Origin of the sequence: Novosphingobium sp. ST904 (genome assembly GCF_001298105.1) — a bacterium.
Classification (GTDB): Bacteria; Pseudomonadota; Alphaproteobacteria; order Sphingomonadales; family Sphingomonadaceae; genus Novosphingobium.
Window position 1 is genome coordinate 1 of the sequence record NZ_LGJH01000143.1, and the last position, 14839, is coordinate 14839.

13 protein-coding genes are annotated in these 14839 nt (G+C 61.7%); 6 read left to right on the forward strand and 7 right to left on the reverse strand.

The annotated features are described in order from the left end of the window. Nucleotides 1-257: 257 nt before the first annotated feature. On the reverse strand, nt 258-698 hold the full coding sequence (locus tag ADT71_RS35685) for a TfoX/Sxy family protein (RefSeq protein WP_369818242.1): 441 nt from the start codon (nt 696-698) through the stop codon (nt 258-260). A 466-nt stretch (nt 699-1164) separates the two neighbouring features. Here ADT71_RS35685 and ADT71_RS12610 point away from each other — a divergent pair, with 466 nt between their 5' ends. Beyond that, the gene (locus ADT71_RS12610) at nt 1165-1554 is read left to right on the forward strand and encodes a putative quinol monooxygenase (RefSeq protein WP_197283008.1); all 390 of its coding nucleotides are present in this window, start codon (nt 1165-1167) and stop codon (nt 1552-1554) included. A gap of 7 nt (nt 1555-1561) precedes the next feature. Here ADT71_RS12610 and ADT71_RS12615 read toward each other — a convergent pair whose 3' ends face one another. Next, entirely contained in the window at nt 1562-2227 is a 666-nt protein-coding gene (locus tag ADT71_RS12615) for a glutathione S-transferase family protein (protein ID WP_054437405.1), read from the reverse strand. An 85-nt stretch (nt 2228-2312) separates the two neighbouring features. Here ADT71_RS12615 and ADT71_RS12620 point away from each other — a divergent pair, with 85 nt between their 5' ends. Continuing rightward, entirely contained in the window at nt 2313-3278 is a 966-nt protein-coding gene (locus tag ADT71_RS12620) for a YafY family protein (RefSeq protein ID WP_054437317.1), read from the forward strand. Nucleotides 3279-4003: 725 nt separating this feature from the next. Here the strand turns inward: ADT71_RS12620 and ADT71_RS32115 are convergent. The 3 genes from ADT71_RS32115 to ADT71_RS12635 are packed head-to-tail and all read right to left on the reverse strand — an operon-like array spanning nt 4004 to nt 5850. After that, nucleotides 4004-4501 carry a glutathione S-transferase family protein gene (locus ADT71_RS32115; RefSeq protein ID WP_231635856.1) on the reverse strand — a complete coding sequence of 166 codons (498 nt, stop codon included), beginning with the start codon at nt 4499-4501 and terminating at the stop codon, nt 4004-4006. Nucleotides 4502-4507: 6 nt separating this feature from the next. Next, nucleotides 4508-5077 carry an isochorismatase family cysteine hydrolase gene (locus ADT71_RS12630; protein ID WP_197283011.1) on the reverse strand — a complete coding sequence of 190 codons (570 nt, stop codon included), beginning with the start codon at nt 5075-5077 and terminating at the stop codon, nt 4508-4510. 20 nt (nt 5078-5097) lie between these two features. Then, a complete protein-coding gene (locus tag ADT71_RS12635) occupies nt 5098-5850 on the reverse strand; it encodes an SDR family oxidoreductase (protein ID WP_054437410.1) in 753 nt (250 codons plus the stop codon). Nucleotides 5851-5979: 129 nt separating this feature from the next. Here ADT71_RS12635 and ADT71_RS12640 point away from each other — a divergent pair, with 129 nt between their 5' ends. Continuing rightward, a complete protein-coding gene (locus tag ADT71_RS12640; protein ID WP_054437318.1) occupies nt 5980-6927 on the forward strand; it encodes a LysR family transcriptional regulator in 948 nt (315 codons plus the stop codon). Between the two features lie 233 nt (nt 6928-7160). On the opposite strand, the gene ADT71_RS12645 is transcribed toward ADT71_RS12640, so the two are convergent. Further along, nucleotides 7161-7733, reverse strand: coding sequence for a hypothetical protein (locus ADT71_RS12645; RefSeq protein WP_054437320.1), 573 nt, complete (start codon nt 7731-7733; stop codon nt 7161-7163). A 456-nt stretch (nt 7734-8189) separates the two neighbouring features. Continuing rightward, nucleotides 8190-9632: an efflux transporter outer membrane subunit gene (locus ADT71_RS12650; RefSeq protein ID WP_054437322.1), complete on the reverse strand. Its 1443-nt coding sequence runs from the start codon at nt 9630-9632 to the stop codon at nt 8190-8192. A gap of 90 nt (nt 9633-9722) precedes the next feature. On the opposite strand from ADT71_RS12650, the gene ADT71_RS12655 reads away from it, so the two are divergent. From ADT71_RS12655 to ADT71_RS12665, 3 genes are all read left to right on the forward strand, one after another. After that, complete coding sequence (locus ADT71_RS12655) at nt 9723-10343, forward strand: TetR/AcrR family transcriptional regulator (RefSeq protein WP_054437324.1); 621 nt, start codon at nt 9723-9725, stop codon at nt 10341-10343. Nucleotides 10344-10529: 186 nt separating this feature from the next. Next, on the forward strand, nt 10530-11501 hold the full coding sequence (locus tag ADT71_RS12660) for an efflux RND transporter periplasmic adaptor subunit (protein ID WP_231635847.1): 972 nt from the start codon (nt 10530-10532) through the stop codon (nt 11499-11501). Continuing rightward, a complete protein-coding gene (locus tag ADT71_RS12665) occupies nt 11498-14635 on the forward strand; it encodes an efflux RND transporter permease subunit (protein WP_054437326.1) in 3138 nt (1045 codons plus the stop codon). The genes ADT71_RS12660 and ADT71_RS12665 overlap by 4 nt, the downstream gene beginning before the upstream one ends. The last annotated feature ends 204 nt before the right edge of the window (nt 14636-14839 follow it).

The window sequence follows — 14839 nt, forward strand, 5'->3', positions numbered from 1 at the left end:
TTGCCCGGCAACTCAACGAACGGCCAAGGAAAACGCTCGAATACCAAACACCCGCAGAGCGCTTTCAAGCCTGTGTTGCCGCCACCCGTTGAACCCACCACACAAAGCGGACAGTCGTTTAACGAACACCGGCTTCTGCCAGGCGTTGAATCAACCGGATTTGCGCTTGGCCCTGACCTTGGGAGCAGGCAATTCCTGGAATGTGATACGAACGATCTCGGCAAGCCACTCACTGTCATCCCACTGTTCCGCGTCGATCAGGAGACAGGGCTTTGCACCGGGATACGGAGGTGCTTCTTCCGCGCCGGCAGCGAATGCCGCCCTCCAACCGTGGACTTTACGAATAGGTGGTCGTCGCAGACCAATGCGACCATTTTCCCATCACAATAAATGCCGAATTCGCCAAACATCGCCTTGGCTGTAACGGTGCCCCCGCCTGCCATCTGCTCAACAAGGAATTCGACGGTTTTACGATCAGACGCCATAAGGCGATATCGCTGGTCCTGATGGAAAGGTCGAGGGTCAATCGACCCTTTGCGGCCACTCAGGGTGCAAATCCTGATCGCCAAGTGCGGAAGGTCCGGTATCGCTGAAACCCGCCATTCGTTCATTGGATGGTGAGCAACGGCCGGAAAGACTGACATTGGGACCTCGGGCCTACGCAGTTTTGCGGTTTCCAACGCAGGAAAGCAAACCATCCAAGATTGAAAAACCCCGAGCCGAAAGGCTTCGGACGTTGGGTGTTTTAATGATCCGGAACTTTAAACCTTCACGATCAGCGCCCTGGTGTGCGATCAGCATGTTCAGGTTTTCGCCGCCATGACTGCAAGCGGCCATGAGGACGTACGAAGTCGCCTGCGCCGGCGATACGGTCCACTGCTTGAGGATGAGGCGATCGTTCGGGCAGGGTTTGATTGGAGCGAGCCATTGGCGTGCGCGATGGTCTCGGCGAGCAGCTCGCGGTAATAGCAGTACCGACCAAACTAGGTCGTTCATTAGAGGTGCGAATGTCGGGATCGGACAGGAGCAGTGGCGGGACCTAGGGACGCTTCCGCCCGGCAGTTATCTGCGGTTGACGCGGATAGCTGCGGATCAGTAGTCCCGCAGGTAGCTACAGCTGCTGATGTTCCTTCCTCTCGCGTAACCTTTCGTTATGGTGGAGAAATGGACATTGAGCGACGCACCGTACTCACGGGCATGGTGGCATTCTCGGCAGTTGGACCAGCTGCCGCAGCAGAAAAAGGGGACGCCATGTACGGATTGATCAGCAAGATGACTGCACGCCGCGGGGAGTGGGACGCCCTTTCGGCGATTCTGATAGCCGGCGTTGCCGGAATGCCCGGCTGTTTAAGCTACGTCGTCGCCGCTGATCCGACGAATTCGGACATCATCTGGATCACTGAGGTTTGGGAATCGAAGGACCTGCACGCGGCTTCCTTGGCGCTTCCCTCGGTGCGAGACGCGATCATGAGAGGACGTCCCCTCATTGCGGGAATGGAGAGGGTAGCCGAGACGTCGCCGGTTGGCGGCTTCGGCCTCGGTACCCAAAGGTAGCAATGAACTACGGCAGGTCATTTGCCCTGCTTGCATCGACAGCCCGCTGATGAGTGGCGGCGAGTGCCTCATCTTGACGCGCAATCTTGATCGCCGCAGGGCGGCCGGCAATCCGCGCAGCATAGGAACGGAAAGTGTCGTTGCCGGGTATCAGCTTGAACGCGATCATCCAGTTCAATGCGCCGCCCCACAATATGTCCGCAGCGCTGAAATCGTCCCCAAGCAGATACGGCCCGCTCCGCAACTGTTCTTCCAGCGTGTTTACGACATGATCGTAGTCGCCATAGGGTGACATTGCTGAGGGCCCGGGCTCGCGGCCTAGTGCCTTGTCGGTCACTGCAGGTTCAAGGCACGCAGCATAGTAGACGAGCCACCGGAGGTAGGAGCCTCGGCGACTATCGTCGATGGCTGGAGCCAGCTTCGCATTCGGGAACAGATCGGCAAGGTAGATAAAGATCGCAACTTGCTCCGTTACGAGCACCCCGCGATGCAGGATCGCAGGCACCTTGCCGAGCGGGTTGACCGCGAGGAAATCAGGTTTTCGTTGCTCGCCTGCTTTGATGTTCAAAATGGCCAGCTTATAGGCCGCGCCGAGCTCCTCCAGAAGCGTTAGAACGCCGGCGGAGCGCGATTGTGGCGCGTGAAATAGGGTAATTGGCTCGATTGGGTTCATGGCGGGTTTCCTGATCGGTGTCGACAAGCCGTTATCGAACCGCCAAGCTGACATCTTCTGTCAGGTATGCGGATAGTTTTAAACGATGCGGGCGACCCGGCTGCTTAAGATCCTTATGACCCTTCAGGCACGGCGCCGGGTGTCGGCCTCCGCACTTGCCGAAGAGTGCGAAGTATCGGTCCGGACGATCTACCGCGACGTGGATGCACTCAGTTCGGCAGGTGTACCGATTTACGCCGATCGTGGTTCGGAAGGCGGGTATCGGTTGCTTGAAGGGTATCGCACGCGCCTGAACGGCGTGTCGGAGCGGGAGGCGCAGGCAATGTTCCTGTCGGGACTTCCCGGGGCAGCCGACGCTCTCGGACTAGGTGCAACGCTGGTGACCGCACAACTCAAGCTGTCGACGGCGCTACCGGAGTCGATGCGGTCGTCAGCGGATCGTACGCGGACGCGGTTTCATCTCGATGCGCCGGGGTGGCTCGATAGAGGCGAAACGCCCGAGCACCTGCGGACCGTATTTGAGGCAGTGTGGCACGATCGGCTTATCGACATCCGCTACCGGAGCTGGAAATCCGAGCGGCGCCGACAGGTAGCGCCACTTGGTCTCGTCTTGAAAGCGGGCGCCTGGTATTTGATCGGATCAGTCGGGGCGAGCGTTCGCACTTATCGTATCAGCCGAATTTGCGAACTGGCATTGCTCGACGAGCATTTCGAACGGCCTGCGGCTTTCGATCTTGCCGATTACTGGCGAGAGAGCACGGCAAGGCTGGAGGAAGAGCTTCATTCCGCCTCGGCCGTCGTCCGACTGACACCGGCAGGCATCAAGATGCTGCCGGCGTTCCTATCCCCGTATGCGCAGTTGGAGATGGTACTCGGCGATGAGGATGACGCAGGTTTTCGGGTTGCCACGCTTCCAGTCGGCTCTATCTCCCATGCCTGCTCCGAGCTTCTACGATTTGGAACCGATGTCGAAGTGATTGGGCCGCCCGCGCTCCGGGAACATATGATAAAAGTGATCGATCAGCTCGGCCGGTCATACTTGCGACCCTGATTGACGTAAAATGGATTTCCCATATTCTGTTGGGTTTCACGGCGCGCTTCGCGCGACCGCTCTTCAGCATTCCAGACATGGAGCGCGGTGGCGGTGGGCTGAGTTGCGGGTATCTCCACGATCCGATCGTCAAAGTGGCCGTCTGAAGAACGCTTTGGGCCTGAGTAGCAGGAGCGCCTTGAGGCACCTACCGATACAGACGTTCCAGCTTCACCGGCGGAATGACCAACTTTTCACTAAAACCGGGCATTTTTTTGGGCCTTCCGTCCGCGATCCCACTTATGCTGCGCGCGGCTGACAGGCGCCATGAGAGCCATTTAGGCGATGCGCGCCGAGCTCGATCAAGGGTAGCGACGAATGCTCTTGAAGCGGCTGAGCGATAGCCGCGCTCTTCGCGCAAAGGTCCACGCTGACGCGTTTCCGTGGGGCGTCTGTTGCGATGCGGACGGCGCCATTGTCGATGCGTCGCAGAACTGGGCGGCGGCCTAGGTCGAAGTCAGGAGCGCGCCGTGGTCTTTCAGGTGGGTGCGGAAACGCGCGCGATAGGCCGCCATTACTACGTCGCGGACGCTAGGACGCTCTTTCACGGCGCGTCGCCATGATGCGACACGGCTCAGGCTGCCGAAAATGTCGTGAAGGACACCGTCTCCCAGGATGTCGAAGTAGCGAAATACTGGGGCGGTTACCGCATCGACCATGCTGAAGCCAGCGCCGGCGAAATAGGGTCAGTCCGACAGAACTGCCTCGAAGCGCTCCAGCTTCTTCCTGAAATCAGCGGCTTTGTTCGTGGCGACGGTCTCATCGACGGCGTTCAGATATCCCCAAGCGTCCATCAGCATCGCAGACGAGAACTCGATCCAGGCGCGGTGTTGCGCGCGCGTCAAGGGATCGGTTGGATGAACGGGGTGATCGGAATAGACCTCCTCCAGGTATTCGCAAATGGCCATGCTCTCAAACAGTACGACCGGCCGGTCCTGGTCGCGCTCGACTTTGAGCAGCGGCACCTTGCCGGCGGGGGAGATGGCGAGAAGCCAGTTGGGCTTGTTGTTGAGATCGATCTGAATCTGCTCGAAGGGAATGTTCTTTTCTTGCAGTACGATGGCGACCCGTTGCACGAACGGGCAGAGCGGATGACTGATCAGCGTCAGACTTGAGTTCGTCATGGCGACTTCCTGTAGAGAGAAGGGGCGGCCCGGCTCGAGGCAGATCAAGCCGGCCGCCACGGCCAATTACTGCGCCACGAATTCTCGCGTGGTGATGGCGTTGGCATAGAAAGTCGCGATCTCGGCCACAAAGTCATCATGCTGCTTGCGGCTGTAGCCGGCTGAAGCGTCGTAGATGACGTTGGTGTTGTAACCGAGGTCGTGGGCGTTGCGCATCGAGGATTCGACGCACTGCCGCAGCGAGAAGTCAGCGAGATAGATGTCGAAAATGCGATTATTGCGCAGATAGTTGTCGAGCGTGGTGCCGACGAAGACGCTGCTCCCGCAGCCGCGCTCGCGGACGACGAATTCGCCCTCCGCGGGCTCGAAGCCTGGGAAGAAGGCTGCCTGCTCGCCCAGGAACGATCCATAATCGCGCATCATCTTGCGCAGCCCATATTTGCCCTCGCCCAGCACCTTGAACTCGGGCTCGAACTTCAGCGAGGCGTGGATCACATGCATGCCGCGACGGCGGGCCTCAGTGAGCGCGACCTTCGAATTGGCGATCGCGACGTCAACCTGCTCACGGTCCTCGAACGAGGGATAGATTCCGCCTGTCGGCGAAAGCCAGTCATTGACATCTTCGATCAGGATCAAGGCGCTCTTGGGTTCGGTGTTCAGCCGTTCAAGGTGCGCCCGCCGTCGACGATGATCTCGGCGCCCAGAGTCCAGGCGGATTCGTCGGAGGCGAGGTAAAGCACCGCCTTGGCCACTTCCTCGGGCGTGCCGAAGCGGCTGAGCGGGATGCTGGCTGCGATCGCCTGGGTCGCCTGCTCGCGATGGGCGTCCGGAATCCCCAGCTTGTCGTAGAGCGGGGTTTCGACAGGGCCGGGGCTGACGGCGTTGAAGCGCACGCCCCGGCCGATCAGCTCGGTCGAGAGCGTCTTCGAGAAGCTCAGGAACGCGGCCTTGGTCGCGGCGTAGACCGAAGAGTTCGTCATGCCGATATGGGCGTTGATCGACGTGTTCAGGACCACGGACGCGGGATTGGCGAAGACCGGCAGCAGCGACTGGATCAGGAAGTAGGGACCCTTGACGTTGATCGCGAAGGATCGGTCGTAGGCATCTTCGGTCCACGCCTCGATGGGCTGCCAGACCGACACGCCGGCGTTGATGAAGGCGACGTCGAGTTGGCCATATTCGGCGGCGATGGCGGCGGCAAGCTCGCGCTGCGCTTCGACGCTGGAGGAATCGGCGGCGAGCACAGTGACGTCCGAGCCGAACTCGGCCCGGGCGTTGGCCAGCCTGTCGCGGTTTACGCCCGTGATGATGACGCGCGCGCCCTCGGCGAGGAAGCTCTTGGCGGTGGCGAGGCCGATCCCGCTCGTGCCGCCAGTGATGAGAGTGCGTTTGCCGGAAAGGCGAGACATCGGATGCTCCTTGAGAAACAGCGAGGCGATTGGGTTCGGCTCGGTGATCTCAAGATGCATTCATGCGCGATATATGATAAGTCAGTCGTTCCGCATATAATTCATACTGTTTGCGCATGATCGGACGAGATGGACCGTCTACTTTCCATGGAGTGTTTCGTCAGGACGGTCGAGACCGGCGGTTTTTCGTCCGCCGCGCGCGACCTCGGGCTGAGCCAGCCGAACGTGAGCCGCAATGTGGCGGCCCTGGAGACGCATCTTCGGCAGCGGCTCTTGCAACGATCCACCCGCAAACTGCACCTGACGCCCGAAGGCGAACGCTACTATGTCGAAGCTCGCCGCATCCTCGACGCCGTGAACGAAGCCGAGTCTGCGCTGAAGAGCGAGGCCAGTCCCTCTGGTCTGCTCCGCGTCGCTTGCCCAACGGCCTTTGCTCACGCGTTTCTGATGCCCCAAGTCCCTGAGTTTCTGCGGACCTACCCGGGTCTCGATCTCGACCTGCAGATTTCCGATCGTTTCGTGAACCTCATCGACGACGGCGTCGAGCTGGCCCTGCGGATCGGACACCTCAGCGACAGCGCCTTGCGCGCACGGCGTGTCGGCCTTTTCACGCGCATTTGCGTGGCGGCGACGGATTATCTCGACGCGCGCGGCACGCCCGAAACGCCGGGCGACCTGATCAACCATGACTGCATCGTCTATTCCCTGCTGTCGACGGGCGCGACCTGGCGCTTCGCCGACTTGGAAGTTACGGTGTCCGGCCGACTTCGCGTGAGCGCCCCACAAGGCGCGCGCGAGGCCGCCCTGGCCGGCCTGGGCGTCGCCCTTGGGCCGCATTGGCTGTTCGAGGACGGCCTCAGGAGCGGTCGCCTCAAGCGGATCCTCACCGGATATGAGGCCACCCCCGTTCCCATACACATCCTCTACGTCGCCAACCGCCTTCTTCCGCGTCGCGCCACGGTGTTCATGGATTTCATGGCCGCAGCGTTTTCCAAGGTCGAGACGCTGAACGTCGACCGTTTGCCTTCCGGTTGCGGTGACGACCGGTGGCCCGCCGTCTCGGAAGCGGACAGGTAACTAGCGGCCCAGTTCCGGTCGCAATTCGCGCCCAGCGAGCCGACCGTTGAGTGACGGCTTATGGTAATGAACCAGCCGCTGGACTCTCCGCGGAACGGAAGAGTTGTCCCAGGCCTTGCCCATCACAGCGGACCCTTTATCGTGGTTCAGCCATCAATTTTCCAACCTCAAGTCAGGATGTTCCGCGTTCTCGATTGCTGCCGCCCGCGCCGCATACAACGGTAGGCACACCATCACTCCGGCGTGTCGTCATTTTCGACCTTGGCCTGCGCTGCGAGTTTTGCGTCGATCGCTTCCAGCGCTTTGATGAAACGCTCATGCGCCAATTGCGCCTTCGGCATCAGCTTTGGGCTGATACCCCCGGCGGCGAGAATCTCGGCGCGAACCTCCATCATCTTTTGCGCCTTCTTAATCGCATTGACCGCCACCAGGTCTTTGGAGATCGAGACGTAGCGGGTCGGTAGCCCAAACCGAGGATGGGTGCGAATTGCCTTGTCATCCGGCACGAACACGATGCGCGGTTCCCCACCAACCGTAGGGGTAACGTCGCGCCGGGTGCCGTCCTGTTGCTCCCATATCGCGTGGTGCTCTGCCTCCAGCCATACGCCAGGCTTTTCCCAAATGATCCATCCCATGATCGCCTTGCCACCATGAGCGCGGATCGCCCGATCGACGTTATCGAAGCACTCGGTTTGCATGCTTCCCTCTAGAGGCTCCACCTCGATCCACTCGGGCACACCCTTGAGTGCGATGCGAGCAAAGCGGATGACCTGGTCGTCGATTTGGGCAGGAGCGATCGGTTTCATGGTCGGGCATCTATGCCTCACTCACATTTCCAGCAAGACGCACTCGCCAGACTGAAAGGGCGCCTGGCAGACCTGTCGACTCTCAAAGGCTTGATGCCGTGCTCGCCGTTCCGTGCTCGCCCCTGCCCGGTCGTTCAGCACCCAATTTTACGCTCTCAGGTGCGGACTGGCAGCTTTCCCATTTTGGATGCCTTCGACTGGCCGATAGGCGACCGTCGGGTACTGGGCCTGGTTGTGGAGATAGCTAACGCTTAGGCGGCGTCGGCCGCCGACCAAAAAAGTTATCCTGAAGGGGCGGTATGAATGAAGGGTTTCACCGAAAATGGCCGCCGCCGTCCCACTTGCCTGGCAATTGCCTCACTACGCCTCAACGTGAGGGGGCCACAGGTTGCTTTCACAAGCGGCTCATCGGAAAATCTGCGACTGACAGTCTAAAGAGCCGAATTTCGGTGGCGATCAACCCGCGGCGCTCCATCCTCCGCCAAGGGCACGAAACGATGCAATCGCGCCTCGCGTTGCTGCGGCGCGCGCCTGGATCGCGCCATCGCGGGTTTCGAGCAGGCGACGGTCGGCATCCAGCACCTCGATCAGGCTTGCCATTCCGCCCTTGTAGGCGGCCATGGAAGCGTCTCGCGCCCGTGACAGCGAACCTTCGCCCTGGACGAGGGCCGTCGCGCGCGCTTCCTGTTGCAGCAGTGTGGAGAATGCGTCCTCGACATCCTGCGAGGCGCGCAAAACCGTCAGGCGGTAAGCCGCCAGCGCTTCGACATTGCGTCCCTTGGCGGCCTTGATCTCGGCGTCGACCCGCCCGAAATCAAACAGCCGCCAGCGCAGGCCAAACACGCCATTGGCCTGCGTGGCATTTCCGGTAAACAGCCCGCCTGCAGCCGTGGTCGCCGTTCCCAACAGGGCGCTCAGAGAGAATTTCGGATAATATTCCGATACCGCCACACCAATGCGCGCGTTGGACGCCGCAAGCGTGCGCTCCGCAGCTATGATGTCGGGGCGACGGCGCAGCAAGGCGGCCGGCCCTCCGGCCGTCGAGATCGCAGGCGGTGCTGGGACTGGCGTCGAGGCTGCAAGTTCGGGGCGTGTCGTGCCGGGCTGAACGCCGATCAACACGTCGAGTGCATTCATCGCCATGTCGAGCTCGTTCTGCAGAGCCGGGACGGAGGCGCGGACCTGCGCCAAAGCGCCTTCCGCTTGCCTCAACTGCAATTCGGCAGCCACACCCTTGCGATATTGGAGCGCCACAAGGTCGACCAGCCGCTGCTGGGTTTCGAGTTGCAAACGCGCGACATCGAGCCGCGCCTGCAACATTCGGATGGCAACATAGGTATCGGCGATTTGCGCCGCGACGGATAGGCGCGCGGCAACCGCGCCGGCTTGTGACGCCTGCCAGTCGGCGCGCGCCGCATCGCGAGCTGCGTCGCGCCCTCCAAACAGGTCGATTTCCCAGCTGACACCGAGGTTCAGCTCATAGGTCTCGGTCGACCGCTCGAACTGGGGAAAAGCACTGCCGATCCGTCCGATAGGCGTGTCACGGGACTGATAGACCTCACCGGCCTGTCCGCTGACCTGACCCGAGGGCATCAGCGCGGCATCCGCACCCTTAAGCGCCGCGCGCGCCTGGACGACGCGTGCGGCCGCCTGCTGGAGATCAAGATTCTGCGCCAGTCCCCGTTCGACAAGACTTGTAAGCAGCGGATCATCGAACGTGCGCCACCATGCAACCAAGTCTGCGGATTCCGATGCGGACGATCGCGCCTCGACCGCAGGTCCGCTCGTAAAGGCGGCCGGCTGTATCGACACCGGGGCTACATAGCGTGGCCCAACTCCGCAGCCGGCAAGAAGGACGGAGCCGCCTACGGCGGAAAGAATCGAGTTCAGGGGACGCATCGCTTCCTCAGGACGCAAATGGCAAGATATGACTGATATATATAATGGTCACTCGTTGTCAATCATGGCCTATGTCATTATGCTTGAGCGATGAGCAGCAGCACCTACACCAATGACTCCCCGGTCCGAGGGCCCGCAGAACATGCCGTGCGCGACCAGATCATCGCGGCGGCGCACGAATGTTTTGCCCGCTATGGCTATGCCAAGACTACCGTGGCCGACCTCGCCAAGGAGATCGGATTCTCAAAAGCCTATATCTATCGCTTCTTCGAGTCGAAGCAGGCGATCGGGGAAGCAATCTGCGGTTCGCGACTGGAGCAGATCTTAACAGAGGCGCGCGCTGCGATCGATCAAGGCAACAGCGCGACAGATCGTCTTCGTCGCATGTTCAAAAGCTTGACAACCCGAAGCGTTGACCTTTTTTTCCATGATCGCAAGATTTATGACATCACGGCCCATTCTGCCGCTGAGCAATGGGGTTCGTCCCTGGCATACAAGCAGACGCTCAACCACATGCTTGCCGAAATCATCAAGAGCGGCCGAGAAAGCGGCGAGTTCGAGCGCAAGACGCCGCTCGACGAGACTTGCAGGGCGATCTTCCATGCCATGACGCCCTTTGTCGATCCGCTCCATCTCGAGCGCAATCTCGACCTGCTTCCCGAAGCTCCATCTGAAGTGATGAGCCTCATTCTGCGCAGCCTCGCGCCGTGACAATGACTAGTGACCCATTGACATAATGGTTACACGACAACAATGCTCCTCCAAAGTTTGGAGGATCCAGCCTTGTCGAGTCGTTTTCTAGGAGCAGGCCTTTGCGTCCTTGCTCTCCCGCTTTCCCTCGCAGCATGCAGCAAGGCGGATGGCGACCCGCGTACGGAGCCGCCCCTGGTAAGGGTGATGACGTCCGCGTCGCAGGGCGGAATCAATCGCGAATTCACCGGCATCGTCGCAGCCCGTGTGCAGAGCGATCTGGGTTTCCGGGTCGGCGGCAAAGTGATCGAACGCCTCGTAAATGCCGGACAGTTCGTCCGGCGCGGCCAGCCGCTTATGCGGATCGATCAGACCGATCTCGCGCTTGCAACGCGGGCATCGCAAGAAACGGTGCAGGCCGCGCGTGCACGCTCGGTGCAGACCGCAGCTGACGAGAAGCGTCTGCGCGACCTCGTCGGCGCGGGAGCGGTCTCGGCTTCCACTTACGATCAGGCAAAGGCCGCAGCGGATTCGGCCCGTGCTCAGCTCGCGGCGGCGGAAGCGCAGGCCCGGGTTTCGCGCAACGAAGCGAATTACAGCCTCCTCATGGCCGATGCCGACGGCACGGTCGTCGAGACGCTTGCGGAACCTGGGCAGGTGGTGGCAGCAGGCCAGATTGTTGTCCGGCTGGCCCGGTCCGGCCCACGCGAAGCCCTGGTGCAATTGCCAGAGACGATCCGACCGGCGACCGGCTCGACGGCCCGTGCCCGCACTTATGGCGGCGCGACGGGGCCGGCGCGCCTGCGTCTTCTTTCCGATGCTGCCAATCCGGCGACGCGCACCTTCGAAGCCCGCTACGTTCTCGAAGGCGCACCGGCGGACGCTCCGCTCGGATCGACGGTTACTGTTTCGCTGGCGCAGCCCGGAGATGCGTCATCGACCGTGGTGCCGCTCGGCGCAATTCGGGACGAGGGCAAAGGTCCCGGTGTCTGGGTGATCCGCTCCGGCTCGCCCGCGAGGCTCGCGTGGCGGCCTGTGCGGATCGCGGCGGTCGGTGAGGAGACTGCGACGATCGCATCGGGCCTCAAGGCAGGTGAACGCTTCGTTGCCATGGGAGCCCACATGCTGCACCAGGGTCAGGCCGTGCGCACTGCGCTGGTGCCGGGAGCCGCGCAATGAGCGAGCATGCGCCCGAAAAGCGGGGTTTCAACCTCTCCGCGCTCGCCGTGCGCGAGAAATCCGTTACTCTCTTCTTCCTGATTGCCATCGTCGGTGCAGGTATCTTCTCCTTCCTCAGCCTTGGCCGGGCGGAAGATCCCAGCTTCACCATCAAGGTCATGACCGTGGTTACCGCTTGGCCTGGCGCGACCGCACAGGAAATGCAGGACCAAGTCGCCGAGCCACTCGAGAAGCGGTTGCAGGAACTGCGCTATTACGACCGCAGTGAAACCTTCACGCGGCCCGGCCTTGCCTTCACCACGCTGACGCTGATCGACAAGACGCCCCCGAAAGAGGTGCCGGAGCAATTCTACCAGGCCCGCAAGAAGCTGGGCGATGAAGCCGCGAAGCTGCCTCAGGGCGTGGTTGGACCTTTCATCAACGACGAATATGGCGACGTCACGTTCGCTCTTTACGCGTTGAAGGCAAAGGGCGAACCGCAGCGGCTGCTCGCGCGCGAAGCGGAGAGCCTGCGCCAGCGATTGCTCCACGTTCCCGGCGTCAACAAGATCAACATCGTCGGCGAGCGTCCCCAGCGCATCTATGTCGAGTTCGCCCAAGAGCGTTTGGCGACCCTGGGTGTATCCCCTCGCGATATCTTCACGGCGCTTGCGAGCCAAAATCTGATCACCCCTGCCGGCGCGATCGAAACGAAAGGTCAGCAAACCCTGGTGCGCCTGGATGGCGCCTTCGACGACCTGACGAAGATCCGTAATGTGCCGATTGTCACCAATGGGCGGACACTGCGCCTGTCCGACATCGCCAGTGTGACGCGCGGCTATGAGGATCCGGCGACATTCCTGGTTCGCAGCGAGGGCGAACCCGCCATTCTGCTTGGTGTCATCATGCGCGAGGGCTGGAACGGTCTCGATCTTGGCAAGTCGCTCAACGCCGAGATCGAGAAAATCTCGTCCGAGCTTCCGGTGGGCATGAGCCTGACGCCGGTGACCGATCAGGCCGTGAACATCAGCGAAGCCGTCGACCAGTTCATGCATACATTCCTGGAGGCGCTTGCGATCGTGATGATCGTCAGCCTCGTCAGCCTCGGCTGGCGGGTAGGCATCGTCGTCGCGGCCGCCGTGCCGCTGACGCTTGCGGTGGTGCTGGTCATCATGTGGGCGACTGGCCGGGTCCTCGACCGCATCACGCTGGGCGCGCTCATCCTCGCGCTTGGCCTTCTGGTCGATGACGCCATCATCGCCATCGAGATGATGGTCGTGAAGATGGAGGAAGGTTACGACCGCATCAAGGCCTCGGCCTATGCCTGGAGCCACACGGCCGCACCGATGCTGGCGGGCACGCTACTGACGGTCATCGGCCTGATGCCGGTTGGGTTTGCCCAGTCCACGGCTGGGGAATATGCCGGAAACATCTTCTGGGTAGTAGGCTTTGCCCTCATCGCCTCCTGGTTCGTGGCGGTGATCTTCGCCCCTTACATGGGCGTGAAGCTGCTGCCCAATATCAAGCCGGTCGAAGGCGGGCATTCCGCGATCTATGAGACGCCGCGCTACCAGAAGGTGCGCCGGGTCATAGGTTGGGCGGTGCGCCGTAAGAAGCTGGTCGCACTGGCGACCCTTGGCGCATTCCTTGTTGCCGGCGCGGGTATGCCGCTGGTGAAGAAGCAGTTCTTTCCCGCTTCCGACCGGCCCGAAGTGCTGGTCGAGGTGCAGATGCCAAAGGGCACTGCGATCGCCCAGACGGCGAAATCCGCCCAGGAGGTCGAGGCCTGGCTGCGCAAGCAGCCGGAAGCCAAGGTCGTCACAACCTATGTCGGACAAGGCGCTCCGCGCTTCTTCATGTCCCTTTCGCCTGAGTTGCCCGATCCGTCGTTCGCCAAGATCATCGTGCGCACGCCGGATGAGGAATCGCGTGATGCGCTCAAGATCCGCTTGCGCCGGGCTGCGGCAGATGGGCTCGCGCCTGCCGCACGCGTGCGCGCGACGCAGCTCGTGTTTGGTCCCTATTCGCCGTTCCCTGTCGCCTTCCGTGTCAACGGACCCGATCTCGCAACGGTCCGCTCCATCGCGGCCAAGGTCCAGAACGTCCTTCAAGCCGATCCCATGATGCGCACCGTCAACAGCGACTGGAGTGAGCGGGCGCCCGCGCTGCACTTCGTGCTCGACCAGGATCGTCTGCGCGCGATTGGCCTCTCCTCCAGCGACGTAGCGCAACAGCTTCAGTTCCTCTTGACCGGCGTCACCGTGAGTCAGGCTCGCGAAGACATCCGTACCGTCGATGTCGTAGTGCGCTCTGAGGGGCCCGATCGGCTCGATCCGGCGCGTATCGGCGACTACACCCTCACCGGCGCGGACGGGCAGCGCGTCCCGGTCAGCCAGATTGGCCGGATGGAAGTCCGTATGGAGGACCCGATCCTCCAGCGCCGCGACCGGGTACCGACCATCACGGTGCGCGGCGATATCGCCGATGGGCTTCAGCCGCCCGACGTATCGGCGGCGATGGCGAAGAAGCTGCAGCCGATCATCGACGATCTGCCGGTCGGCTATCATATCGACATGGCGGGCTCGATCGAGGAGGCTGGCAAGGCCAATGCCGCGCTTGCGCCGATCTTCCCTATCATGATCGTGCTGATGATGATCGTGATCATCCTTCAGGTGCGCAGCCTGTCGGCAATGTGGATCGTCCTGCTGACAGCGCCGCTCGGTCTGGTTGGGGTGGTGCCGATCCTGCTGCTGACGGGCCAGCCCTTCGGGTTCAACGCAATCCTGGGGCTCATCGCGCTCGCGGGCATCCTGATGCGAAACACGCTGATCCTCATGGGCCAGATCCACGACAACGAGCATGCCGGACTGTCTCCTTTTGATGCGGTGGTCGAGGCGACGGTCCAGCGCTCGCGTCCCGTCATCCTGACAGCGCTGGCTGCCGTGCTGGCGTTCGTGCCGCTGATCAGTTCGGTGTTCTGGGGATCCATGGCGGTGACGCTGATTGGCGGCACCTTGGGCGGGACCGTCCTTACCCTGTTGTTCCTGCCCGCGCTCTACGCACTCTGGTATCGCATCGCGCCGCCATCGGGCGATGACCGGTCGGCGACGCAGGCCACCGCGCACGGCCCGGCGCCACGGGAACGCCTGGCATGAGCAGCGCCATCTTCAGGACGAGGTCCGGTCTATCGAGAGATGTTCCATGGCAATAAGTGAAAGGTTGCGCAGCACTTGGTCGAGCCTCTGGCGCTATCTCGAGGTGCTCGACCACGCCGCTGCCTATGATCCACTCGAAGAGCAGCGGCGGTGGATCGCCGGTCTCGAGGCCCGCATTGCAGAGGTTGAGGCGGCGCTGTCGTC

What these genes read in the sequence shown, in the direction of transcription:
- ADT71_RS35685 (WP_369818242.1), bottom strand. Translation starts at nt 698, where the DNA reads ATGGTTTGCTTTCCTGCGTTGGAAACCGCAAAACTGCGTAGGCCCGAG.
- ADT71_RS12640 (WP_054437318.1), top strand. Translation starts at nt 5,980, where the DNA reads ATGGACCGTCTACTTTCCATGGAGTGTTTCGTCAGGACGGTCGAGACC.
- ADT71_RS12610 (WP_197283008.1), top strand. Translation starts at nt 1,165, where the DNA reads ATGGACATTGAGCGACGCACCGTACTCACGGGCATGGTGGCATTCTCG.
- ADT71_RS12665 (WP_054437326.1), top strand. Translation starts at nt 11,498, where the DNA reads ATGAGCGAGCATGCGCCCGAAAAGCGGGGTTTCAACCTCTCCGCGCTC.
- ADT71_RS12615 (WP_054437405.1), bottom strand. Translation starts at nt 2,227, where the DNA reads ATGAACCCAATCGAGCCAATTACCCTATTTCACGCGCCACAATCGCGC.
- ADT71_RS12645 (WP_054437320.1), bottom strand. Translation starts at nt 7,733, where the DNA reads ATGAAACCGATCGCTCCTGCCCAAATCGACGACCAGGTCATCCGCTTT.
- ADT71_RS12660 (WP_231635847.1), top strand. Translation starts at nt 10,530, where the DNA reads ATGACGTCCGCGTCGCAGGGCGGAATCAATCGCGAATTCACCGGCATC.
- ADT71_RS12620 (WP_054437317.1), top strand. Translation starts at nt 2,313, where the DNA reads ATGCGGGCGACCCGGCTGCTTAAGATCCTTATGACCCTTCAGGCACGG.
- ADT71_RS12655 (WP_054437324.1), top strand. Translation starts at nt 9,723, where the DNA reads ATGAGCAGCAGCACCTACACCAATGACTCCCCGGTCCGAGGGCCCGCA.
- ADT71_RS12635 (WP_054437410.1), bottom strand. Translation starts at nt 5,850, where the DNA reads ATGTCTCGCCTTTCCGGCAAACGCACTCTCATCACTGGCGGCACGAGC.
- ADT71_RS12650 (WP_054437322.1), bottom strand. Translation starts at nt 9,632, where the DNA reads ATGCGTCCCCTGAACTCGATTCTTTCCGCCGTAGGCGGCTCCGTCCTT.